The 23,391-nt window shown below is 34.2% G+C and carries 25 protein-coding genes; 23 read left to right on the top strand and 2 right to left on the bottom strand.

Features of this window, described 5'->3' with window-relative positions:
• Positions 1-314: 314 nt before the first annotated feature.
• Complete coding sequence (locus ACSVC9_RS08425; RefSeq protein WP_446897050.1) at positions 315-1,622, bottom strand: transposase; 1,308 nt, start codon at positions 1,620-1,622, stop codon at positions 315-317.
• Positions 1,623-1,959: 337 nt separating this feature from the next.
• Between ACSVC9_RS08425 and ACSVC9_RS08420 the strand changes: the two genes are divergently transcribed.
• From ACSVC9_RS08420 to ACSVC9_RS08405, 4 genes are all read left to right on the top strand, one after another.
• Positions 1,960-2,430, top strand: a complete 471-nt coding sequence (locus ACSVC9_RS08420) for a flavodoxin (protein WP_446897049.1) — start codon at positions 1,960-1,962, stop codon at positions 2,428-2,430.
• A 222-nt stretch (positions 2,431-2,652) separates the two neighbouring features.
• Positions 2,653-3,768: an aldo/keto reductase gene (locus ACSVC9_RS08415; protein WP_446899829.1), complete on the top strand. Its 1,116-nt coding sequence runs from the start codon at positions 2,653-2,655 to the stop codon at positions 3,766-3,768.
• A 163-nt stretch (positions 3,769-3,931) separates the two neighbouring features.
• On the top strand, positions 3,932-4,432 hold the full coding sequence (locus ACSVC9_RS08410) for a CBS domain-containing protein (protein WP_446897048.1): 501 nt from the start codon (positions 3,932-3,934) through the stop codon (positions 4,430-4,432).
• Positions 4,433-4,579: 147 nt separating this feature from the next.
• Positions 4,580-4,819 (top strand): YdbC family protein, encoded by a 240-nt coding sequence (locus ACSVC9_RS08405; RefSeq protein ID WP_446897047.1) that lies wholly within the window; start codon positions 4,580-4,582, stop codon positions 4,817-4,819.
• A gap of 377 nt (positions 4,820-5,196) precedes the next feature.
• Here ACSVC9_RS08405 and ACSVC9_RS08400 read toward each other — a convergent pair whose 3' ends face one another.
• On the bottom strand, positions 5,197-5,370 hold the full coding sequence (locus tag ACSVC9_RS08400; protein WP_446897046.1) for a hypothetical protein: 174 nt from the start codon (positions 5,368-5,370) through the stop codon (positions 5,197-5,199).
• 128 nt (positions 5,371-5,498) lie between these two features.
• Here ACSVC9_RS08400 and ACSVC9_RS08395 point away from each other — a divergent pair, with 128 nt between their 5' ends.
• The 19 genes from ACSVC9_RS08395 (at position 5,499) to ACSVC9_RS08305 (ending at position 23,391) form a co-directional block, all read left to right on the top strand.
• Positions 5,499-6,110, top strand: coding sequence for a class I SAM-dependent methyltransferase (locus ACSVC9_RS08395; RefSeq protein WP_446897045.1), 612 nt, complete (start codon positions 5,499-5,501; stop codon positions 6,108-6,110).
• Between the two features lie 209 nt (positions 6,111-6,319).
• A complete protein-coding gene (locus ACSVC9_RS08390) occupies positions 6,320-7,003 on the top strand; it encodes a response regulator transcription factor (protein ID WP_446897044.1) in 684 nt (227 codons plus the stop codon).
• 86 nt (positions 7,004-7,089) lie between these two features.
• On the top strand, positions 7,090-8,016 hold the full coding sequence (locus ACSVC9_RS08385) for an ATP-binding cassette domain-containing protein (RefSeq protein ID WP_446897043.1): 927 nt from the start codon (positions 7,090-7,092) through the stop codon (positions 8,014-8,016).
• Positions 8,000-8,752 (top strand): hypothetical protein, encoded by a 753-nt coding sequence (locus ACSVC9_RS08380; protein ID WP_446897042.1) that lies wholly within the window; start codon positions 8,000-8,002, stop codon positions 8,750-8,752. Before ACSVC9_RS08385 ends, ACSVC9_RS08380 begins: the two co-directional genes overlap by 17 nt.
• Positions 8,753-8,768: 16 nt before the next feature.
• Positions 8,769-9,671, top strand: coding sequence for a sensor histidine kinase (locus ACSVC9_RS08375; RefSeq protein WP_446897041.1), 903 nt, complete (start codon positions 8,769-8,771; stop codon positions 9,669-9,671).
• Positions 9,672-9,802: 131 nt separating this feature from the next.
• Complete coding sequence (locus tag ACSVC9_RS08370; RefSeq protein WP_446897040.1) at positions 9,803-12,526, top strand: ATP-binding protein; 2,724 nt, start codon at positions 9,803-9,805, stop codon at positions 12,524-12,526.
• Positions 12,516-13,214, top strand: coding sequence for a response regulator (locus ACSVC9_RS08365; RefSeq protein WP_446897039.1), 699 nt, complete (start codon positions 12,516-12,518; stop codon positions 13,212-13,214). Before ACSVC9_RS08370 ends, ACSVC9_RS08365 begins: the two co-directional genes overlap by 11 nt.
• A gap of 197 nt (positions 13,215-13,411) precedes the next feature.
• Positions 13,412-14,614, top strand: coding sequence for a 4Fe-4S binding protein (locus tag ACSVC9_RS08360; RefSeq protein ID WP_446897038.1), 1,203 nt, complete (start codon positions 13,412-13,414; stop codon positions 14,612-14,614).
• Between the two features lie 186 nt (positions 14,615-14,800).
• Positions 14,801-15,082, top strand: coding sequence for a hypothetical protein (locus tag ACSVC9_RS08355; protein ID WP_446897037.1), 282 nt, complete (start codon positions 14,801-14,803; stop codon positions 15,080-15,082).
• Between the two features lie 250 nt (positions 15,083-15,332).
• Positions 15,333-16,082 (top strand): hypothetical protein, encoded by a 750-nt coding sequence (locus ACSVC9_RS08350; RefSeq protein ID WP_446897036.1) that lies wholly within the window; start codon positions 15,333-15,335, stop codon positions 16,080-16,082.
• Positions 16,075-16,578 (top strand): QueT transporter family protein, encoded by a 504-nt coding sequence (locus ACSVC9_RS08345; RefSeq protein WP_446897035.1) that lies wholly within the window; start codon positions 16,075-16,077, stop codon positions 16,576-16,578. Before ACSVC9_RS08350 ends, ACSVC9_RS08345 begins: the two co-directional genes overlap by 8 nt.
• 82 nt (positions 16,579-16,660) lie before the next feature.
• The gene (gene nirJ1 / locus ACSVC9_RS08340; protein WP_446897034.1) at positions 16,661-17,821 is read left to right on the top strand and encodes a putative heme d1 biosynthesis radical SAM protein NirJ1; all 1,161 of its coding nucleotides are present in this window, start codon (positions 16,661-16,663) and stop codon (positions 17,819-17,821) included.
• Between the two features lie 12 nt (positions 17,822-17,833).
• Complete coding sequence (gene nirJ2 / locus ACSVC9_RS08335) at positions 17,834-18,847, top strand: putative heme d1 biosynthesis radical SAM protein NirJ2 (RefSeq protein ID WP_446897033.1); 1,014 nt, start codon at positions 17,834-17,836, stop codon at positions 18,845-18,847.
• Positions 18,837-19,289: a siroheme decarboxylase subunit alpha gene (ahbA, locus tag ACSVC9_RS08330; protein WP_446897032.1), complete on the top strand. Its 453-nt coding sequence runs from the start codon at positions 18,837-18,839 to the stop codon at positions 19,287-19,289. The genes nirJ2 and ahbA overlap by 11 nt, the downstream gene beginning before the upstream one ends.
• A gap of 5 nt (positions 19,290-19,294) precedes the next feature.
• Positions 19,295-19,762, top strand: coding sequence for a siroheme decarboxylase subunit beta (ahbB, locus tag ACSVC9_RS08325; RefSeq protein ID WP_446897031.1), 468 nt, complete (start codon positions 19,295-19,297; stop codon positions 19,760-19,762).
• 22 nt (positions 19,763-19,784) lie between these two features.
• The gene (locus tag ACSVC9_RS08320) at positions 19,785-20,105 is read left to right on the top strand and encodes a putative heavy metal-binding protein (RefSeq protein ID WP_446897030.1); all 321 of its coding nucleotides are present in this window, start codon (positions 19,785-19,787) and stop codon (positions 20,103-20,105) included.
• A gap of 134 nt (positions 20,106-20,239) precedes the next feature.
• Positions 20,240-20,803, top strand: coding sequence for an HMA2 domain-containing protein (locus tag ACSVC9_RS08315; RefSeq protein ID WP_446897029.1), 564 nt, complete (start codon positions 20,240-20,242; stop codon positions 20,801-20,803).
• A gap of 11 nt (positions 20,804-20,814) precedes the next feature.
• Complete coding sequence (locus ACSVC9_RS08310) at positions 20,815-21,177, top strand: HMA2 domain-containing protein (protein ID WP_446897028.1); 363 nt, start codon at positions 20,815-20,817, stop codon at positions 21,175-21,177.
• Positions 21,178-21,189: 12 nt separating this feature from the next.
• Positions 21,190-23,391 carry a heavy metal translocating P-type ATPase gene (locus ACSVC9_RS08305; RefSeq protein ID WP_446897027.1) on the top strand — a complete coding sequence of 734 codons (2,202 nt, stop codon included), beginning with the start codon at positions 21,190-21,192 and terminating at the stop codon, positions 23,389-23,391.

The raw sequence follows: 23,391 nt of genomic DNA, 5'->3' as shown, positions 1-23,391 counted from the left end.
TATCCAAGTTGCTATGTATAAGTATGGAGCTTTTTCTGTTCTGGGAGATTTGTATAAATCATAATTCATGAAGAAAAATCTTTGAAATTATTGTAGAATATAACGATAGAGAAGAGAAGGTTAAGCGGTATAAAGAATTCTTATAGACATGAACATAACTAAAAAATTAAATACAAGAAAAAGGAAATATTATTGATTGAAGAATAAAAATTACAGCTTTTTATGAAAAATATACTTTACAATTAATTACAATATAAAAATTGGCAGAGTATCCCTAGGGTAAAAGTTGATGCTAAAAAATAATAGGTTTTAAATTAAGCTATTCTTTTTAATCCCGATAGGGATCTGGTTTTATCAGAGTTACCAGATTTTATAGCTGCTATCGCAGTTGTCAGAAGGCATATATGTCCTACAGTATTTAAGTTTGATACAGAATTTATATTTCTGACATAAGCTCTTTCGTTATTAAGCTTTTTCCATCTGGAATTATATCTTTCAGATTCTGTCCTCAGGCTGTAGATGGTTTTAAAAAATTTAGACTCATGATTAATTGAAGCCCTGTAGTCAGTACCTTTGCTGATATAACGGATACATCCTCTGTTTTTCCTGCCATTGAAATATTTTTCATGTTTGCAGGGACACAGTGAATCATCTTTAGATTTTTTAAATGGGCAGCAAAATTTTTGCTTGATGTATGAATCAAAATACTGTCGTCCATCTTTATGCATGGCTAGACCGCCTTGACAAATAATGTTGCCAGTGGAAGTTAATTTAGGATTTTTTTTCCCTCTTTTGTTAATGGCAATAAAGGCAAGACCTTTCAAGTTGTTTTTTATAAAATTATGATTTAACTTTGAATCATAGCCTTTATCTGCGACAACATAACTTCCATTAAGTGAAAACCAGCTATTTGTACCTGAAAGAAATTTAGTCAAGGTAGAAATTTCATTGATATCAGCAGTACTTGTATATTCATCTATAGGGAGTCCGGATATTGCATCACAGATAACGTGGTTTTTATAACCCCAGTAAAATTCATATTTCTTACTTGATTTATTGGAGTTATCATTGATTTTAACGTTCATGGAATTATTTGCAGTATGTACTCCAAGTTTACAATCTTTATCAGACTTTGGATTATTCTTCTTTGAAAATTTGTTTGATGCGAAGCATTTAGGGTTATTAAGTTTAGTGTTTGCTTTAACTGGAGTTGTATCAACAGATATAAAGTTGTTGTCTATAAAGCCAAGTTTCTTGAGAGTATTTACCTGATGTTTCATAATTTCTTTCAAACAAGAGTTTTCGATATTCTTTATGAACCTTTGAAAGGTCCTGTATGAAGGAAGTGGTTTAAGAATGTCAAAGCCACAAAGTTGTGCAATGATTAAATTATTTTCTAAAAAATCTTTAAGATCAGTAATTTGAGCAAACTTCTCACATTTCATGACTATAAAAGCTCTGAAAAGAGCGTGTCTTGAGAAACCGACAGGTCCGTATTTGGAAGGAACCCTATCGGGTAATGAAGATAAATTAATATTTTCAAAAATATCTGTGTAGAAGTTTATTGTGTTTTGTGAAGTGAAAAGCTCAATTATATTAAAGATTTCTTGACGTTGGTACATAGAGATTTCCTCCTTTTAGTGTTTTTATTATGTGATATTTTAAAAATTCGACAAAAGTTGAGGAAATCCTATGATATAAATTTTAGTGATAGAAAAAAATAGCCCTTATCGGGCTAGAGAAATGAGTGCCTTAGAGTTATGCTCAAGGCTAGAATTCTTAAATTCAGGAGGTGGAGTTAAATCTTTATCTGAATTTAAACTGCATAAAAGGAAGTAAAATACAGAGATTGTATAAATTTAGGTAGGTTGATATTTCTCCATATGAGCTCATTTTATAAGAGGAAAATAATTGACAAATTGAAGTTAAAAAATAAAAAGAATTATAGGAGGAAAATTTATGAAAAAGTTAGTAGCATACTTTTCACATTCTGGAAGTACCGCAGTGCTTGCCAATCAAATTCATGAAATTACAGATAGTGATATATTTGAAATTGTACCGGTGAATCCATATCCTAATGACTATAGTGCAGTGGTGAATCGGGCAAGGCAGGAACAAAAAAATAACTACAGGCCACAAGTTGAAACAGAGATCAGGAATATGGATTCCTATGATGCCGTCTTCGTTGGTTACCCCAATTGGTGTGGAACTATACCTATGATAATATTTAGCCTCTTTGAAAAATATAATTTTTCAGGAAAAACTATTATACCGTTTTGTACACATGGTGGTGGTGGTTTAGGCAGTAGTGTTGAGGATATTAAAAGAATTTGCCCTCAATCAATTGTTTTGAATGCTTTGGCAATTTCAAGCAGCAGCGTAAAAAATGCTAAAGAAGATGTTTTAAAATGGCTGGATGAAATTGGATAGGCTTTATCAAATCTATGCGAAATGAGGGTCTTCCCATTGAAGTATTGATTGAATATGTTGATATGTCTCACCAGGATAATGAAACTGAAACTATGGAAACAAGAAAAAACTTTTAATTGAACCGCATGAGCAGCTGGTAATTATAATAGGGGATATGTAGAAAAAGAAAATGCTGCAGTACCCGGATTATAAAATTGCAAGTTATGAACAGAAAGGATGTCAATTATGGCTAAAAAATTAGGTTTTGGATGTATGAGATTGCCAGTTATAAAACAGGATGATCCTACCAGTGTTGATTTATTGCAGTTTTGCAGGATGGTTGATGTTTTTTTGGAAAAAGGATTTACTTATTTTGATACAGCATATATGTACCATAATTATGCAAGTGAGATTATGGTAAAGAGAGCATTGGTAGAGCGCCATCCTCGAGATAGTTATACTATTGCAACAAAGCTGCCTACTATGATGCTAAAAGCAAAAGAGGATATGGAGCGTATTTTTAACGAACAACTAGAGAAATGTGGTGTAGAATATTTTGATTATTATTTACTACATTGTTTGAATACACCAAATTATGCTATTGCGCAGAAGCTAGACAGTTTCACTTTTATTCAAAAGAAAAAGGAAAAAGGCAGAATTCGTAAGATTGGATTTTCGTATCACGATAATGCAGAACTGTTAGATGAAATACTTACTGTTCATCCGGAAGTGGAATTTGTGCAGCTGCAATTGAATTATCTGGATTGGGATAATGCAAACATTCAATCACATATGTGTTATGAGGTTTGTCAAAAGCATGAAAAACCAGTAATTGTTATGGAACCAGTTAAAGGTGGAACACTTGCAAAAGTACCTTTAGAAGCAGAAAAGTTGTTTAAAAACTATGTACCTGAAATGTCCGTAGCTTCTTGGGCAGTTCGTTTTGCTGCAAGTCAGCCCAATGTCATAATGGTGCTTTCAGGCATGTCAAATTATGAACAATTAGTAGACAATATAAGTTATATGCAAAACTTTAAGGATTTGAACAAAGAAGAAATGTCCGTTATAGATAAAGCAGTTGGTATTATTAATTCAAGCATAGCTGTTCCATGTACTGGATGTCAGTATTGTGTTGAAGGCTGCCCTAAAAAAATACCAATTCCGAAGTATTTTGCATTGTATAACTCCTTTGAACAGTTTGGTGCAGCATCTAACTCATTATTTTATTATAAAAATTATGTTGAGAATTACGGCCGTGCATCTGATTGTATCGGTTGTCGCCAATGCGAAAAGCATTGTCCGCAACATTTGTCTATTATAGAAAACTTAAAGGAAGTTGCAGTTAAATTTGACAAATAGAATTTGCTTTTTGCTTTAATTATGATACTTTAATATGATTTTTATATTACTAATTTTATCTTTATACCATCTTTATGAAAAATCAGTTATAATAAAATATGAAGTGAGTAATCCATTTTTTGCCTATTGTCAATTACTATGAAGTTATTAGGGGGATTAATTCATGAAAGTTGTTTCTGAATATACAGATGATAAGGATTTTTGCTACGGTAATAGAATGTTTAAAGGCAAAGAAGAAAAAAATATTATTTTTTTATTAACTGAGAAAGCATCTGTTGCATTTTTGAATAATTGTTGTACTCTGAGGCAGGGACTTGAAAAAATGAAATCTCATGGATATACGGCACTGCCTGTAATTACTGAAGATGGAACTTATATTGGAACGGTCAGTGAAGGAGACTTTTTATGGTATATGATGGATAGCAATATGTATTCCATAAAATCACAGGAGAGTTATTCCATTTCCGATATACTTCGAAAAGGTTGGAATCCTGCAGTAAAAATTGATGCAACCATGGATGAGCTGCTCCTGCGAATTATGGACCAGAATTTTGTCCCGGTGGTTGATGACCGGGGAAAGTTTATAGGGATTATAACACGAAAAGATGTAATAAAGTATTATTGTAATTTATTGGGAACAAATATGAATAAAAATGATCAATAATAAAAAGGATGAATAAAACTTTATGTATCAAAGTTTCATTTGTCCTTTTTTATATTTACAAATTTTTGATGGCAATATATAATTTTAATAAATTGTTTCTTTCAAATATAATATGAATTCAATAATACGGGAAAAGGAGAGATTTAAATGCCAAACATTAAATTTGATATTATTAAGAATATAGGAATTTTGTCTGAAGGATCAAGAGATTGGAAAAAAGAGGTAAATATTATGAGCTGGAATGGTAGAAAGGCTAAGATGGATATTAGAGACTGGGATGGAAAACATGAAAAAATGGGAAAGGGAATAACTTTGGATAAAGAGGAAATATTAAAGTTAAGAGATTTGCTCAATAAGATTGATATTGATGAAATGAATATAGAATGAAATAGATAATTGATATATTTGAAAAGAAGGGATATAGTGGAAATGTAGATGCAACTATAAACTCACTGGACATTAGCCTTTAAAAAGAAATGAAGTTAGTTTTAATAAAATTAACAAAGGACTGAAAATTTTTAAAGAAATCAGAGATCCTTATTATTTATTGGTGAAATGGGAAGTTTATTTAAAAATTTAGTAATATTAAAGAAACAGATAAGTGAGGAAAGTAGAATAAGCAGAAGAGCCAGGTATGAGGAACTTACAAATTTACCTGTATAATTTTTATATTCTATGGTATAATATCAGTAATAAGAAGGGCGGATTATGAATTCAGTCTGCTTGATTTACATGATTGAATAATAGATAGATCTTGTGAGGGCCTATCTATTATTTTTTTTATTACTTATGTTTACTTTGGTATCGGATGATATTTCATCAGATCTCAAAGTTATTTTATTTTCGATTTTAATATCTGACTTTTTATCAGACAATGCCACTATACAAATAGCAGTTATTGAAAATAGACTGAAGAACAATATTGAATATACTTGCATTTAGCACGTGATTATGCCATAAAAGTAGAAAATAGAAAGTATGACCTATAGTGAAAATGACTATCAATTACACAAAAATATGATATTATTACTTATATGAGGAATACTATTTTTGAGGGGAGAATGGGATGTTCAATAAATTATTTCAAAATACATGCAGGCCCAAGGGATTGGGTGGAAAAGTAATTCTAAAGATGATGAATTCAGGTCATGCCAGGCTTTCAGATTGGGGGCTTAAACATCTTCAATTGAAAAATACAGATCATGTGCTTGACATTGGATGTGGTGGAGGGGCCAATATATCCAGATTGTTGGAAAGCTGTCCGGATGGTTTTGTGGCAGGCATAGATTATTCAGAAGAAAGTGTAAAGTGCAGCAGGAAGAAGAATATGGACCATATTGGGAAAAATTGTGAGATAAGAACAGGTAATGTAAGCCATATACCTTATAGAGATGAAAGTTTTGATATTGCTACTGCATTTGAAACCGTATATTTCTGGCCTGATTTGTATGAAAATTTTAAAGAAGTCAGGAGAATATTAAAACCGGAAGGGTATTTTATGATATGCTGTGAAGAAGGAGATCCTGTAAATGATAAATGGTCTGAAAAAATAGAAGGAATGACAGTATACAGTATTATACAGCTGTCAGATATTTTAAAATCAGCAGGGTTTGCCGTGGTTCAGAAAGATGAAAAACAGAATGGGAAATGGATATGCCTTGTTGGAATGAAGAAATAAATCCGCTGAAATTAAGAGAGGGTACTGATCAGGCTTTTTTGTATGAATTATGGAAGGGTTAAAGCTTGATTAGTACTTTATTTATTTTAAAATCAACCTAGTATTAAAGACCAATACATCAAATAGTGCTGCTGAAGAAAAAATAAATTTACCCATAAAAGAAATGGTAGTATAATTTAATGGATAAATTTAGGGGAGTGTGCAGAGAGGTGAAAAGTTTGAAGCAAGTAGAAATAATGATTGTGGAAGACGATAATGATATCAATAAAATACTGGAACTGATTGTAAAGGAGCAGGGATACAAAGCAGCCTGCTGCTTTTCCGGTACCGAAGCCAGATTAAGACTTCATCAGCAGTCTTTTGATCTGATTTTACTGGATATTATGCTGCCAGGACTGACCGGGGAGGAATTGCTGGGGGAAATCAGGAAGCAGTCATCTGTCCCTGTTATTGTTATTTCTGCAAAAAGTATGATTGAAGACAAAGTCAGCCTGCTGAAGTTGGGTGCGGATGATTATATGGTTAAACCTTTTGCCCGTGAAGAGGTTGCCGCGCGGATTGAAGTCCAGCTGCGCAAAAACTATTCACAGCAAACGGGGAAGTGTTTAAGCTGGAAGGAACTGACTCTGGATGAAGGCCGGCATGTGGCAACGGTTGAAAAATCAGAGTTGAATCTCACCAATGTGGAGTTTGATATTTTGAAAATCATGTTGAAGCACCCTAAACAGGTATTCTCCAAAGCTAAGCTGTATGAACTGCTGTGGAATGATGTTTACCGGGGAAATGACAACAGTATCAGTGTCCATGTGTCCAATATTCGTAAAAAAATTGTAGCTGTTACCAACGAAGAATATATTAAAACTATCTGGGGAATCGGTTTTTCGCTGATCTAGCTGTCATCTTTATGATTTCTTTATAATTTGCTTAAGGGTTATTAAAAAATAGCCTGTACACTAAGAAGTGCAAAGGAGGAATTGAGATGAAAATACCAGTTTTGAAAACAACTGATCTGGAGAAAAGGTATAAGCACCGGGCTGCCCTGGAAAGTAATGATTTTGAACTGTATCAGGGGGAAATATGTGCCGTTATAGGGAAAAATGGTGCGGGAAAATCAACCTGGTTCAAACTGATTGCTGAAGAAATATTTCCTACAAAAGGTGAGATTACACTGTTTGGTGAACCCTACGGGAAACATAATGCCCGCAGAAGAATGGGCGTCATGATTGAAACCAATGTATTTTTCGATAACTTTAATGCAGCACAGAATTTAGAGTATTATCGTCTGCAGCGGGGAATTCCTGAAAAAGCTGTAATAGGAAAAGTATTAGATATAGTAGGACTTGCAGAGCATCATGAAAAGAAATTTTCCGAATATTCACTGGGGATGAAGCAGCGCCTATCACTGGCCCTGGCTTTATTATCCTCACCGGATTTTTTGCTTTTAGATGAGCCTGCCAATGGTTTGGATCCGGAAGGAATGGCTGAAATGCGTCAATTTCTTCTCAATTTAAACCAGGAGCATCACATTACAATTTTGATTTCAAGTCATATTTTATCGCAGCTGCAGTCAATTGCCACACGTTTTGTTTTTCTCCATAAAGGTAAAATTATTCAGGATCTATCACGTAAAGAACTATTGGAGATGAGTCAGCAGTTTATATTCCTTCGTGTCAATGATACCAGGAAAGCCTGCTTTATACTGGAAAGTCATTTTCCAGATGTGGACTATAAGGTTTTAGCTGGTCAGCAGCTGGAAATTTACAATCATATTGAAGATCGTCAAAAGATCAATCGGCTTTTAAATGAAAGCAATGTGGACATTTTGGAGATGACGGTTAAAAGCAAGAATCTGGAAGAATATTTCCTGGAGCTGATAGGAGGTAATCATAATGTTGAATCTCATTAGAAGTGAAGTCTACCGATTAATACATTCAAAACTGTACTACGGGCTGATTGCAGTTAGTGTTTTTCTAGTAATGGCTGCAGGAGGGGTACTGCAGTATTTCAGATTTAAGGAATCAACCTTTCCCTACGGAACAAGGATGTTCTATTACAGTAATGTATTTGGTATGACTACTATAATTATTATTTTATGTTTATTAATTGTTTTAATATTGACACGAAAGAGTCAGTCAAAAATCTGTGCAGCGGTTTCTTTCGGATATTCCCGCGGGGCTGTCTTTTGGTCAAAATTGATTGCTTTGTCTCTGGGAGTAGCTGTTATGGCTGCTGTTATTTTGTCGGTCACCATTTTAAGCGGCAATGTTATTTTTGATTTGGTGAATAATTCAACTCTTGGTCAATTTTTAATTGCCTTTAGCAATGTACTGCCCATTGCTGCCTCCGGTTTTGTTCTAGGTTATGTTTTAAGTGTCAATGGTGTTTCAGAAGTTTTGAACCTGCTTATTTTGCTGTTTATTTACAGTATTTTAGGACGTTTAATCGATACTTTAGCCGGCAGAGTAAGTGTTTTGAGAACTATATCTAAATGGACACCTTCTTCACTGCTTAATAATAATTTAGTCCACTATATGTCAGGCAGTGCTTATTTTGATGTGAAGTGCTGGGTGCTGGGACTGATGATTATTTTTGTAAGCCTGATTATGGGGCTGGCAATTTTTACGAAAAAGGATTTATCCTAGAGAAAGGAGGAGAGTTATGATTTATATTAGCTGTATACTGACAGTTGTAACTGTCCTCTGTCTGACAAAGCATTATTTTATCAGAATGAATATTCGCACATTAACTGCGGAGGTTAAAAAATTAACTAAATTGATTTCTCAAACCAATCAGCAGGTTACTGTGGCTGCTCCTGATAAAACCACAGAAAAGCTGGCTGCTGAAATCAATCATTTAGTTGAGCGCTATAAGGAATTGCAATTGCAGAATATTGAGGAGAAGCGTCAGAATAAAGAAGCTCTGGCTAACTTTTCCCATGACTTGCGCACACCGCTGACTTCTGCCATGGGATATATTGATATAGTTTTGAATATGGATCTATCCATCAAAGATAAAGAAAAATATTTAAATATTGTGCAGCATAAGCTGAGGAGTTTAAACAATCTTGTGGATTCACTATATGATTTGTCACTGGTTGATGCCCGGGAGTATCCTGTGCAGCTGAATCCGCACTCCTTATATCAGCTGCTGTGTGACAGTCTGCTGTTGTTTCACCAGGACTTTGAAGATAAAGGTATCTCTCTGCAGCTGGATCTTGATGAAAAAGTTCCATTGGTGCTGCTGGATGAAAAGATTACCAATAGAGTGTTCCTGAATCTATTTCAAAATGTCATACGCTATGCCAGATCATACTGCAGGGTTGAATTGAAAGTGACAGAAGAGCATGTTCATATCAGTATAAGCAATGATTCTGAAGCTTTAAGCGAGGAAACTGTAGTACAGCTTTTTAACCGTACATATAGGGCTGATATTAATCGCTCCGGGCACTCTTCCGGCTTGGGACTGTCCATTGCAAAAGAGCTGATGGAATTGCAATCAGGCAGTATAAGTGCAGTTTACAGGGATAATATGTTAACATTTATGCTGCTTTTTAAACGGTGAAATTGTTTCAGCAGATTTAAAAAAAGGTATATACTGATGCATATAAAGTGATTATAAAATATTATTTTAGGAGAACAAAAAAGGACATATTAAAAATCTATATAGTGATTTTCAGATAGGAGTTGTTTGCAATGACCGATTATAAGGGCCTGAATACTGAATATCTTTTAAAGAAAGTTAAAAAAGACAGGGATGAAAATAACAGGGGAAAATTGAAGATATTTTTTGGTTATGCTGCAGGGGTTGGAAAAACCTATTCAATGTTGAGGGAAGCACGGGAAGCAAAGCAGCTTAAAAAAGATGTGGTAATAGGGTATATAGAACCTTATGAACGGAAAGAAACCATAGAACTGACCAAGGGAATTGAAAGTATACCTCCCAATGTAATACACTACGGAAGTATGACCCTGAATGAACTCGATTTGGATAAAGCAATTTTAAGAAAACCTGATATAATACTTGTGGATGAACTTGCTCATACCAATGCAAGAGGCAAAAGGAACAGAAAAAGGTGGCAGGATGTATATGAGCTCCTGGATGCTGGAATTGATGTATATACTACGCTTAATGTGCAGCATATTGAAAGCCTGAATGATATAGTGGAGAGTATAACACATGTTTCTGTAAGGGAAACTATTCCCGACAAGGTATTTGAAGATGCAGATAAAGTGGAAATAATAGATATAGAGCCGGATGAACTTTTAAAGCGGTTCAGCGATGGAAAAATATACAGCAGGGAACAGGTAAAAAGGGCTTTTAATAATTTCTTCACTAAAAATAATTTGTATGCATTGAGGGAAATTGCCCTGAGAAAAACTGCAGACAGGGTGAATTATGAAGTGGAAGTTGATAGACTTTCAAAGGGACAGATTACAGTAGTGCCCACTTCAGAACAGATAATGGCATGTATAAGTTCTTCACCATCCTCTGCCAGAGTAATACGTACGGCGGCAAGAATGGCTGAGGTATATCACTCAAAGTGGATAGTACTTTATGTAAAAACTACTAAAAATCAGAAAAGGAAAAAAGATGATATAAAAAGACTCAACTCCTATTTCAATTTAACAGAGCAGTTGGGTGGAGAAATAGCTACTATATATGGAGATGACATATCCAATCAGATAATAGAATATGCAAAATTCAGGAACATAACAAAGATAATAATAGGAAAGAACAACAAAAAAACCAGTAGGGTATTTCATTTTTATGCAAAAGATGTGGTTGACAAACTCATGGATTCCAATTCCTATATTGATGTCTATGTCATACCCAATTCATTATATGAAGAGAAGAATAAACGTCTATTTAAAAAGCTGAATTTTGGTTTTAAACTATCCCTAAAAGAAATTCTGGAGACTGCTGGAATTACATTAGTCACTACTTTTCTTGCTCTATTCTGTGAATACATTGGTTTTTCTGAATCCAATGTATTCATGATTTTAATTTTGGGTGTTATAATTGTATACATCAGGACCAAAGGATATTTTATGGGTATAATATCTTCAATAGTGGGAGTAGGTTTGTTTAATTATCTTTTCGTTGAGCCAAAGTATTCATTCCAATTTTATAATAAAAATTATTTGATTACATTTGCTATTATGCTTATTGTGGCATTTATTATTGGAAATCTTACTAACAGAATTCAAAAAAGTGCTTTTGATTCGGATATCAGGGAGAAAAGAACACAAACTCTCTATAGAATCAGCAGTAAGCTGTTAAGCGCAGTTGGGAATTCAGATGTAATATCCATAGGCATAAAATATATTTCTAGACTTATTGGTAGAACTGTTGTATGTTATTTATCAAGTAATGGTAAATTGTCTACTCCTTTTGTGTATAATGCTCACAACGAAAAATCCAAATTTCCTTTTTCAGATAAGAATGAAAATACTGTAGCATATTGGAGTTTTACAAAAGGAAAAGAATCTGGAGCAGGTACAGATACCTTTTATGGAGTAAAAGGATATTACATGCCCATAAAAGTTCAAAAGAGAATATTAGGTGTTATCGGTATTTCTTGTGTTGAAGGATTGCTTGATCTAGAACAAAAATTTATTGTTGAGACTGTTACTAGCCAGATTGCTATTGCGCTTGATAGGGAGATCCTTGTAGATCAGCAGGAGAATTCCAAAGTGGCGATTGAGCAGGAGAGACTTAGAGGAAACCTTTTAAGGTCAATTTCTCATGATTTAAGAAGTCCACTGGCAGGTATAAAAGGATCGGTAAGTACAATTTTAGAGAATGGACAGTTCTTAGACGAGAACACGAAAAGGGATTTATTAAAAGGTGTTTATGATGACACGGAATGGTTGATTAGGTTAGTTGAAAATTTATTAAGTATGACTAAATTTGATGAGGGAAATGTAAAGATAAATAAAAATATGGAACTTGTTGAGGAAGTGGTATCTGAATCGGTTCAGAGAAGTTCTGAATATTTTAAGGATCATAGGATAAAAGTGAATATACCTGAAAAAATCATAATGGTTTACATGGATGGAAATTTAATTGAACAGGTGCTCATAAATTTACTTGATAATGCTGTTAAATTTTCTCCAAAGCATTCGCTTGTGGAAATAAGAGCATATGAGGAAGGTGAGAATGTAATTTTTGAGGTAATTGATAATGGAAGAGGTATACAGAAGGAAATATTGCCCCATATATTTGATAGATTTTTTACAAATGGAAGAAAGGTATCTGATTCAAGGAGGGGAGTAGGTCTTGGACTTGCAATATGCAAGTCTATAGTAGAACTACACGGGGGGAGGATCTCAGCTCATAACAGAAAAGAGGGAGGTACCATTTTAAAATTTAATATTCCAAAAGAGAAGAGGGATGAAATTAATCATGGAAAATAAACCTTATATTCTTATAGTTGAAGACGACAGACCCATAAGAAATTTTATAGCAGCAGCTTTGTCAACACAGGGATATAAATATATAGAGACAGACAAGGGAAGTGAGGCAATTGCGCTTTCAATGTCAAATAATCCTGATCTTATTGTACTGGATTTGGGACTACCCGATATTGATGGAATTGAAGTAATATCAAAAATAAGAAGTTTGTCAAACATTCCGATTATAATTGTTTCTGCAAGGGAAAATGAAAGACAAAAAGTTGAAGCTCTTGACAAAGGTGCAGATGATTATTTAACCAAGCCTTTTGGAATAGGAGAACTTCTTGCCAGGATTCGTGTGGCTCTAAGACATAGTATGTTAAATAAAAATGACAACGAGACTATCCATACTTTTAAAGTTAAACAGCTGTTTATTGATTTCGATAGAAGGCGTGTAACTGTAAATGGAGATGAAATACATCTGACACCTATAGAATATAAGATAATAGGATTGTTGTGTAAATATTCGGGAAAGGTATTGACTCATGATTTTATTACACGTGAAATATGGGGCGCATCTCTTGGAAACGAGACTCAGTCGCTTAGAGTTTTTATGGCAAATTTAAGGAGAAAGATAGAAAAGGATCCATCTCAACCTGAGTACATATATACGGAAGTAGGAGTTGGATACAGACTTATTGACGAATAGCCGAAAAAAGATCTACTTATAATAAATTAAGCGGATCTTTTTTTAAAATAACTTAACATTTATGTAATTAAATTTCTAACAAATTTTAATGGTATTTTAAGGTTTCAATTTTACAATAAATCTACACTAAAAAGGTTAAATTTAATTTTATCAAATTATATATTAAAAGTTGTAGAATACTAAAAGGAGTTGAAACTATGACCAAAAATATCAACAAAGTACAAATTTTCAGGTATATACTACAAGTAGTTCTATTTTTTTCACTGCCAGGTATGTATATACTATCATTCAATGAGTTGAAATCAGTTGTCGAAATGATTTCCAAGGGTAATTTTAATTTTATCCAAGCTTTTCCAGGAATTATGGAATCTACAGTAACAATTATTTTCACAATTCTACTGGGAAGGTTTTTTTGTGGATGGTTTTGTGCTTTTGGAACTTTTAATGACTGGGTTTATACAATATCAAAGAAGTTTTTTAAGATTGACTTTAAAATCAATGAGCGGCTTGATTCAATATTGAAATATGTAAAGTATTTAATTTTATTTTCTATATTGATTTTAACATTCAAAGGTGGAAGAACTCTTTTAAATGCTTGGAGTCCGTGGAATGCTTTTGCACAGATATCCGATTTCTCAACTGTAATATCATCTATGACTATTGGTTTTACATTCCTAGTGGTAATAGTTATAGGAAATATTTTTGTTGAAAGGTTCTTCTGCAGGTATTTATGCCCTTTAGGTGCTTTATTTTCATTAATATCTAAAGCAAGCATACTAAAGGTCGATAAACCAAATAGTAAATGTGGGAAATGCAGGATATGTACAAATAATTGTTCAATGGGTTTGAAGCTTTATAATAAAAATAGTGTCCGTGGAGGTGACTGCATAAACTGTTTAAAATGTATAGAAGTTTGTCCTAGAAAAAATCCACATGTGAATATATTAAATAAATATACTTCTTCAGCGATGGCAAGTTCTTTTGCTATAGTTGTTTTTATCGGTTTATATAGCTTGACTAATTTTGGAAATTCAATTATATCTGGAAATGGATTAGCCTCTACAAAGGGTATTATATCAAATAGTACCAATTCCACTATTTCAGGTTTAAATACTTCACAAAAAACTGAGTATAAGGATGGTACCTACGTAGGAAGCGGGACAGGATTTAATGGAGGTACAACAAAAGTCTCTGTAACTATAAATGGCGGTAAAATTGTTGCTATAAGGACAGTATCAACAGAGGATACTCCAAGATTTTATCAATATGTTGAAAACACTGTACCACCTGAAATAATTTCTGCTCAATCCACTTCAGTTGATACTGTATCTGGAGCTACCTACAGTAGTCGAGGGCTTATTGAAGCAATTCAAAACGCGTTGAATAAGGCTGCTTTGTAAATGGCAGCCTATTCCTGTAGATTATTTGTTAATCTGAATGATTCCATATTCATAAATGCTTCTTCCTAAATTTGGGACTGATTATAAATTGAAAAATATTTTTATACAAGTTTAATATAAATATAAGTGTATTTTAACAATGAAAAATTAAAATATGATTTAGATGATGTAGTAGGGGGAATAGAAATGGATAATAAGTTGGCTATGTGTAAGATAATAACTAATTTTAAAAATTTTAATATGTTGATTAATCAGTTTATTGAGAAAATCCCACCGAGAATTGAAGCTTATAAATACGTTACTATAATAAGCTCCTTTATTATTAATAATACGCTTAGTTTTGACATTAAATATTCTTGTTCAGATCAGGAAATAATAAATATTTTTAGAAATGTATTTAGAAATGTAATAAACGAAATGGCTGAGTATCCTTCTAAATTTGTAATTGAGCTACAGTCTGCTTGTTAAAATATCAGAAGTTTATATAATAGAAATATGCAAATAAGAAATGAAAAAATAAGATTTTCCGGAAAGTATTGATTTTACAGACTTTATAATATATAATAGTACTCGTAAAATTACATATGACAGTTCGAAAACCAATCCTGTCTATAAACAAAACTATGGAATTAACTATGAAAAATAGTTTACTTAAGGCAGAGAATATCTCTGCCTTTTTTTCGTGCCAGGATCGATTTCGAGTTCAGGGAGGAATATGATGATTGAGTTGTCAAAATTAAAAAGATACGGACAAGTTACAAAAAGATTGCCTAGAGAAGTGATCCTGTTGAGAGGAAGCGGATGTTCCTGGGGAAACTGTATATTCTGTGATTATCATATGGATCAGGACTCAAGTGCCCTGAGAAATCATGAATTAAATCATAAAGTACTTGAAAAGGTTACAGGAAAATATGGTGTGCTTCAAGTCATGAATTCAGGAAGTGCCAGTGAGCTGGATGCAGTTACTGTATTTGAACTAATCGAATTGTGCAGGGAAAAGAATATAAGACAGCTTGTTATGGAGAGCCATGTAAAATATGAAGATGATATAAAGTTATTCAGAGAGCAATTTACACCTGTGGAATTGAAATTCATAGTGGGGGCTGAAAGCTTTGACATAGCTTATAGGGAAAATTTTTTGAACAAAGGCATAGGAAATAGAAAGCCATGGGAATTTAAAAATTTTGACTGGGTAAATCTTCTTTTTGGTATGGAAGGTCAGAGCATTGAAAAACTGGAGGAAGATGTGAGATTTGCATTGAAGTATTTTGAAAGGGTTACAATAAATATATTCTGTGAAAATACGACTGGAGTAAAAAGGGACAATGAACTTATAGAGGAATTTTATAATAGTAGATTGTTTAAAATCCTTCAGGTTGCTTATTACAGTCGTGTTGAGGTATTGGACGATATAGATCAAAGATGTAATGCAGATCTTGATGGAGTTGGGGGAAAAATAGATGAGTAGAACAAATAAACTGGTAAAAGTATCTGTGGTTGCTGCAATATACATAGTTTCAACTATTGCACTTGGGCAGCTTTCTTATTGGGGACCCATAGGATTCAGAATAAGTGAAATGCTCAATTTTCTTGCCTTTATAGATCCATTTTACATAATATCGCTGACTATAGGCTGTGCAGTGGCAAATTTTTATAGCTTTAGTATAGTGGACGTATTTGTAGGAAGTTTTGCCACATTTTTAGCTACCTATGCCATGTGGAAAACAAGGAGTATGGCTGTTTCAATTATATGGCCGGTTCTGGGAAGTGCTTTTATAGCGGAAGAGCTTCATGTACTGTATAAAGTTCCTTTCTTCTATACTTTTTTTACCCAGGCTGTGGGCGAATTGATTGTAATGGTCTTAGGATATTTCGTGTTTAAAAATATATTCAAGAATTCTGCTTTTATTAATAAAATAAGAATAAAATCCGATAATGATAAAATTAGGAAAGTTAAATTTTAGTAAACTTATAAATAATTTTTCGAATTGATGTTATACTAATTACCATAATGAATAATTTTTAGGATTGTAGGGAGTTAAAGTCATGATAGGAATATCCAAGTTATTGTGTAAAACTGAGAATTTTGGAGACAAACTAAGGTACATAGAAGGAGCCAGCAAACAAAAAAATGGCGTCAGTACAGGAAGAGGACCTGTAGTTGTCTGGAATTGTACTAGAACCTGTAATCTGAAATGCAGGCATTGTTATGAAAATTCTGATTGCAGAGTGTATAAAAATGAGCTTAATACCTGTGAAGCAAAGAAGTTTATTCTTGATCTTAAAGAATTCAAGGTTCCTGTCCTGATATTTTCAGGAGGTGAACCTCTTTTGCGGGGGGATTTATTTGAGCTGCTTCAATACTCCAGCCGGTGTGGTATTAGAAGTACCATTTCAACTAATGGTACTCTTATTGACAGAGAAACTGCAAATAAGTTTAAACAGTATGGAGTGGGATATGTAGGTATAAGTCTTGATGGAATTGGAAAAAAACATGATGAATTCAGAGGTGTAGAGGGTTCTTTCCATAGGGCGTTAAGTGGAATCAGAAATTGTAGGGAGGCAGGCCAAAAGGTAGGATTGAGATTTACTATAAGCAAAAATAATTACGATCAATTGGAGGATATATTTTATCTTATTGAACATGAGAAAATTGACCGTGTATGTTTTTATCATCTGGTATATTCAGGAAGAGGAAGCTCTATGATTGATGACGATATATCGCATGATCAGGCAAGAGAAGCAATGAAATTAATTATGGATAAGGCCATTGAATTGAAAGATAGTGTGGAAATACTTACCGTAGACAATCATGCGGATTCAGTGTATCTCTATTTAAGAATAAGAGATATGTACCCTGAACTTGCAAATAGTATTCTTCAGATGATAAAATTTAACGGCGGGAATCGTTCAGGAATAGCCATTGCAAATGTAGACTATAGAGGAAATGTTCACCCTGATCAGTTTACACAGCAGTATATCTTCGGAAATGTAAGGAACAGGAAATTTGGAGATATATGGACAGATACTTCAAATCCCATAATGAAAGGATTAAAGGAAAGAAAATCACTGCTCAAGGGAAGATGTGGCAGTTGCAGGTGGATTGATATGTGCAATGGGAATTTCAGGGCAAGGGCAGAGGCTGTAACTGGAGACTTCTGGGAGTCAGATCCAGCATGTTATCTGACTGATGATGAAATAGTTTAGGGAGGATTTTTTATGATTGTATCCTGGAATACTACAAATAAATGTAACATGTATTGTAAACACTGTTATAGAAATTCTGGCGTGGAAGCTCAGAACGAGCTGAATACCAGGGAGGGAAAATCACTTCTTGATGAAATAGTCAAGGCGGGGTTTAAAATGATGATTTTCTCTGGTGGAGAACCCCTTATGCGTCCGGATATCTATGAATTGATAAAATATGCATCAGAAATTGGACTTCGGACGGTTTTGGGAAGCAATGGTACTCTTATAACAGCTGAAACAGCCGTGAAATTAAAGAATGCAGGAGCAATGGGGATAGGAATAAGTCTGGATAGTCTGGATATGAAAAAACATGATACCTTTAGGAATTATAAAAATGGCTGGAATAAAGCAGTTGCTGGAATGAAAGTTTGCAGAAAGGTTGGACTGCCATTTCAAATACATACCACTGTAATGAACTGGAATAAGGATGAGATATCAGATATAACTGATTTTGCAGTCAATATTGGAGCATCCGCCCATCATATATTTTTTTTGGTACCTACAGGAAGGGGAATTAATATAGAAAATGAGATGTTGGGCAGGGAAGAATATGAAAGAACCTTAAAGAATATAATGTTGAGGCAGAAAGAAGTGCCTATAGAATTAAAACCGACCTGCGCCCCCCAGTTCACTAGAATTGCAGTTGAGAATAATGTCAAAACCAGGTTTAGAAAGGGATGTCTCGCTGGAACAAGTTACTGTATTATAAGTCCGCGTGGAGATGTTCAAGCCTGTCCATATATGGATGCTTCCGTAGGCAATATAAGGCAGATTCCATTTAGCAGGATATGGAGTGAAAATTCAGTATTAAAAAAATTGAGAACCTCGAATTATAAAGGAAAATGCGGAAGCTGCAGCTATGGAAAGATATGTGGAGGATGCAGGGCACGGGCGGCTTTTTACAGTAATGGTGACATTATGGCTGAAGATATATGGTGCTCATATTCGAATGTAGAAGAGGAGAAAGTAAACAGTGGACAGTGAAAGTGCTGAAATACTCAACCTGCTGCAGGAGCAATTTCCACTTGATGACAGACCATTTCTAAAAATTGCCCGTAAACTGAATATTACTGAAAAAAAGGTTATTGATACAGTCAACAAATTGAAGGGTGAGGGGTATATAAGAAGAATAGGGGCAATACTGGATTCGAGGAAATTAGGATGTTTCAGCCTTTTATGTGCCATGAAGGTACCGCATGACAGGGTATGTGAAGTAGTAAAGTTTATAAATGGTTATAAGGGTGTTACCCATAATTATGAGAGAGACAATCCATATAATATATGGTTTACAGTTATAGCACCCTCACAAAAGGATATAAGAAGTTTTTTAAAAAGTGTCAAGGAATATACAGGTATTAAAGAAATACTCGAATTACCTGCAGTAGATGTATTCAAAATCAAGGCAAGTTTTGTTGTTAAGGAGTAATCCATATGCTGAGTGCTTTAGATATAAATATCATTAGAAAAATTCAAGGGGAAATTCCCATTGTACCGGAACCGTATAAGCAAATATCCAGGGAGCTGGGAATTTCCCAAAATTTATTATTTAAAAGAATTGAAGAATTATTGAATAGGGGTGTCATCCGAAGATTTGGTGCTGTTTTAAATCATAGGAATGCCGGATTTATGGCAAATGCAATGGTGGTATGGAAGGTTCCAGAGGAGAAAATCAGAGAGGCAGTTGATACCATGACGATATTTACAGAGGTGAGCCACTGTTATAGGAGGTCTGTACCTGAAAATTGGGCATACAATATATTTACCATGATTCATGGGAATACAAAGGGTGACTGTGAAAAGGTAATTGAAGAAATTTCAAAAGAAATTGGTATTTCTGATTATGAAATATTATACAGTACCTGTGAATTTAAGAAAACAAGCATGAAATATTTTGATTAAAATAATAATTGGAGGTAATGAGATGATTGTGACGACAACAAACACTGTGGAAGGCAGGAAAATAGTTGAATACAGAGGTATTATTTTTGGTGAAGTAATTTCTGGTGTAGATATAGTCAAGGATATTGCGGCAGGACTTACCAATTTTTTTGGCGGACGTTCAAAATCCTATGAGGGTGAGCTCATACAGGCCAGGGAAGAGGCTCTTATGGAATTGCAGGAGAGAGCGACTGCTGTGGGAGCCAATGCAGTTATTGGAGTGGATATTGACTATGAAGTACTTGGCCAGGGGGGGAATATGCTTATGGTTACAGCATCAGGAACGGCTGTAGTAGTTGAATAGTATTCATAAGATAAAAATTTAGAGGTTATCACAGCTATACCATATATGATATTGATAATCAATATCATATATGGTATATTATTTTTATCAGCATATTTTATCTGTTCAGTATAAATATGGAGGAGGTGAAATTTTTGAAAAATAGTCGCATTTTGTTTGGAATACTGACCGGTGCATTTTTAGGGAAAAGTATTTGTAAAAATGGAAGGACTGAACCTTGTATTGGAGGAATTAGAGATGTGGTTGAAATAAGACATTTGATTCCTGGAAGGGTTAGATTTTATGTGCCTTCTATAAAAGATAAAGATTCATCAAAAGAAAAGATAGCAGCTATTCTTCAAAATGTAAAATCCATTAAAAGTATTTTTGTAAATATTAAAACATGTTCAATAGTAATAAGTTATGATGTTGACCAGGATATTACACCTGAAATTTTAACAGGAATAATAATAAAGATACTTGATTTGGACAAAATAATAGAAGAACAAAAGGAGCCTTTAATATCAAAAGAAATAGGGCGACTTAAAGAAGCCTTTGATTATTCAGTGTATAAACAGACAAAAGGAGCCTTGAATTTTGCTGCTTTGATCCCATTGTTTCTTACATATTTTTCCTTGAAAAAAATAGTTTTTGAAAAAAGTAACATAAAGCCAAATCCATACAGCATGCTCTATTGGGCTTACAAGTCATTTTTTTAAAAGGATTGGAAATGAGCTTAAGTACAAAGATTTTGATGACATTTTTTAAAGTAAAAATAGTGAGCAGTATCAAGGGGCGTATTAGGGTAAACATACCAAATTCAAGACTTTATCTGAACAAGGCAAATCTTAAAAAAAGTGACATGGAAAGATTGCTGAAGCTGGTGAGAGGAATTAACTCTGTAGAAATAAATCTGTATACGGGAAGTGTTTTGATTCTATATGATCCGTATGTATTGAATGAAAAAAAGATAATGAATATAGTGGATCATGTGGTTAGCAGTGTTGCATCTAATATGGACAAGCTCCAGGACAGTAAAATTAGTATTGAACAGCTGATAAAAGAAAATGTCCAATTTTTAGACAGCAAGTGAGGTGATAATTTTATGAGGAAAGAAAGACCTTTGCTAAAGTGCAGTATAGTACATAGTATCAGGGGAAGGATTAGAATACGATGCAGGGCAGTGAAATATCTTTTGAAATACAGAAAGGATATAGAGAAAAATATTAGAAATGTTTCCTATATAAACAGGGCAAATGTTGAAGTTATAACTTCAGGAGTTCTTGTATACTATGATTTTGAGGTTGTAGATGCAGATGAAGTCAGAGAAATTATTGAATCCATTATCGCAGATTATTCCATACCAGCCTATCAAAAAGAAAAAAAAGAAAGAAGTAAAATGATTGTAGAGGAAAGAAGGCTGGATAATGAAAACAGTGATGAACTGCTAAAGCGACTTGCTGTAACTATAGGTGGACTTGCAACCCACAGGCTTACGGGTGACATTGAACTTATTTCCGGCATAGGATTTTTGTCGCGGTTTACGAATGTATCCTCTATTTTAAGCTTGTTTTTATCAAGACCCATTATAAAAAGTGGTATAAAATCCATAGTTAAAGCAAAAAGGCCGAATGCAGATACTCTTACAGCCACCTCCATAATTGTGGCGTTAATGACGGGAAGAGGGTTTTCCGCACTGACAACCATACTTTTATCTGACATTGCAGAATATATGACAGTTTGTACCATGAATAAAACAAAGAAGGCAGTAAAAGATATGCTGGATACAGGTGAAAAGAACGTATGGAAAAGAGAACCGTCCGGCAATTTTGTAAACATACCTTCTTCGAAGATTGAAATAGGAGATATAATTTTGCATCAGAGCGGTGATAAAGTAAGTATAGATGGTACTATCGTAAAGGGATCTGCCGTGATTGACCAGTCTATGATTACAGGTGAGTTCATGCCGAAGAGTAAAAACATTGGTAATAGTGTATTTGCAGGCACAATAATAAAATCGGGAAGTATACTTGTAAGGGCTGAAAAAATTGGAAGCAATACTACTGTTTCAAAAATTATAAATATGGTAGATGATGCAGCCAATAACAAAGCACAAATTCAAATATATGCAGATAAATTTTCCGCACAGCTTATACCTTTGAATTTCATTTTGGCCGGAATTGTATACATGTCTACAAAGGACATAACGAGGGCACTTAATATGCTTATAATAGATTATTCCTGTGGTGTAAGACTGTCTACAGCAACTGCATTGTCAGCGGTGATACACACCTCGGCAAAAAACGGTGTACTGCTTAAAGGTGGAAATATAGTTGAAACCATGTCTGAGGCTGACACTATAATTCTTGACAAGACAGGTACCATGACCGAGGGAAAACCGAAACTTGTGAGCATAATTGCAAATGGTGATTTGTCCAAGAAGGAGCTTGTTGAATTTGCAGGGGCAGCAGAGGAGACTTCTACACATCCTCTTGCACATCCTATTCTGGAAAAAATCAAGAAATCCGGCTGGACTATTCCAGAGCATACCGAGCCCGTTGTCCATATTTCAAGAGGTATAGAAACGAGGGTAGATAGAAAAGTAATAAGAGTTGGAAATGCAAAATTTATGAATGAAAATAATATTGATTTAGGAAATATTGAAAATGAAGCAAACCGACTTGTGGATAGAGGAGAAAATGTGCTGTTTGTATCAAGAGATGATAATATAATTGGAATACTTGGAGTACACGATACTGTAAGGGGAAATATGAAAAAAGCAATAAACAGGCTTAGATATCTTGGGTTTGATGATGTGAAACTGCTTACAGGAGATCTGAATTATCAGGCTGAAGCCGTTGCAAGTAGAATGGCCATGGATGGTTATGAATCAGAACTTCTTCCAGAGGACAAGGCAAGATATATATTGAACTGCCAGAGTGGTGGTTCTAAAGTGATAATGGTGGGTGATGGAATAAACGATGCACCTGCACTGGCATTTGCAGATATAGGTATGTCCATTGGAAGCACCAAGACAGATATTGCAATGGAGGCTTCAGATGTTACGATAACAAGTGACAACCCGCTTTTGATTCCATCGACTGTAGTTATTTCGAGAAGGGCAATGTCAATAATAAAGCAAAATTTTGCAACTACCATTGGCGTGAATACAGTAGGGCTATTTCTTGGAGCAATAGGCGTACTCCCTGTATTCTGGGGAGCAGTACTGCATAACCTTACAACAATACTTGTGGTTATGAATTCCGGAAGGCTTTTATTCTATGATTTTGAAGGAGGTAGAAGGTAA

The sequence above is a fragment of the Clostridium sp. LBM24168 genome, assembly GCF_052953915.1.
The sequence above is the reverse complement of the archived record's forward strand: the minus strand, read 5'-3'. Positions and strand labels throughout refer to the sequence as shown.

Coding starts and splice junctions, on each gene's coding strand:
- nirJ2 (WP_446897033.1), top strand. CDS start 17,834: ATGATTGTATCCTGGAATACTACAAATAAATGTAACATGTATTGTAAA.
- ACSVC9_RS08320 (WP_446897030.1), top strand. CDS start 19,785: ATGATTGTGACGACAACAAACACTGTGGAAGGCAGGAAAATAGTTGAA.
- nirJ1 (WP_446897034.1), top strand. CDS start 16,661: ATGATAGGAATATCCAAGTTATTGTGTAAAACTGAGAATTTTGGAGAC.
- ahbB (WP_446897031.1), top strand. CDS start 19,295: ATGCTGAGTGCTTTAGATATAAATATCATTAGAAAAATTCAAGGGGAA.
- ACSVC9_RS08380 (WP_446897042.1), top strand. CDS start 8,000: ATGTTGAATCTCATTAGAAGTGAAGTCTACCGATTAATACATTCAAAA.
- ACSVC9_RS08345 (WP_446897035.1), top strand. CDS start 16,075: ATGAGTAGAACAAATAAACTGGTAAAAGTATCTGTGGTTGCTGCAATA.
- ACSVC9_RS08420 (WP_446897049.1), top strand. CDS start 1,960: ATGAAAAAGTTAGTAGCATACTTTTCACATTCTGGAAGTACCGCAGTG.
- ACSVC9_RS08385 (WP_446897043.1), top strand. CDS start 7,090: ATGAAAATACCAGTTTTGAAAACAACTGATCTGGAGAAAAGGTATAAG.
- ACSVC9_RS08405 (WP_446897047.1), top strand. CDS start 4,580: ATGCCAAACATTAAATTTGATATTATTAAGAATATAGGAATTTTGTCT.
- ACSVC9_RS08425 (WP_446897050.1), bottom strand. CDS start 1,622: ATGTACCAACGTCAAGAAATCTTTAATATAATTGAGCTTTTCACTTCA.
- ACSVC9_RS08305 (WP_446897027.1), top strand. CDS start 21,190: ATGAGGAAAGAAAGACCTTTGCTAAAGTGCAGTATAGTACATAGTATC.
- ACSVC9_RS08375 (WP_446897041.1), top strand. CDS start 8,769: ATGATTTATATTAGCTGTATACTGACAGTTGTAACTGTCCTCTGTCTG.
- ACSVC9_RS08370 (WP_446897040.1), top strand. CDS start 9,803: ATGACCGATTATAAGGGCCTGAATACTGAATATCTTTTAAAGAAAGTT.
- ACSVC9_RS08400 (WP_446897046.1), bottom strand. CDS start 5,370: ATGCAAGTATATTCAATATTGTTCTTCAGTCTATTTTCAATAACTGCT.
- ACSVC9_RS08365 (WP_446897039.1), top strand. CDS start 12,516: ATGGAAAATAAACCTTATATTCTTATAGTTGAAGACGACAGACCCATA.
- ACSVC9_RS08350 (WP_446897036.1), top strand. CDS start 15,333: ATGATTGAGTTGTCAAAATTAAAAAGATACGGACAAGTTACAAAAAGA.
- ACSVC9_RS08395 (WP_446897045.1), top strand. CDS start 5,499: ATGTTCAATAAATTATTTCAAAATACATGCAGGCCCAAGGGATTGGGT.
- ACSVC9_RS08355 (WP_446897037.1), top strand. CDS start 14,801: ATGGATAATAAGTTGGCTATGTGTAAGATAATAACTAATTTTAAAAAT.
- ACSVC9_RS08310 (WP_446897028.1), top strand. CDS start 20,815: ATGAGCTTAAGTACAAAGATTTTGATGACATTTTTTAAAGTAAAAATA.
- ACSVC9_RS08410 (WP_446897048.1), top strand. CDS start 3,932: ATGAAAGTTGTTTCTGAATATACAGATGATAAGGATTTTTGCTACGGT.
- ACSVC9_RS08360 (WP_446897038.1), top strand. CDS start 13,412: ATGACCAAAAATATCAACAAAGTACAAATTTTCAGGTATATACTACAA.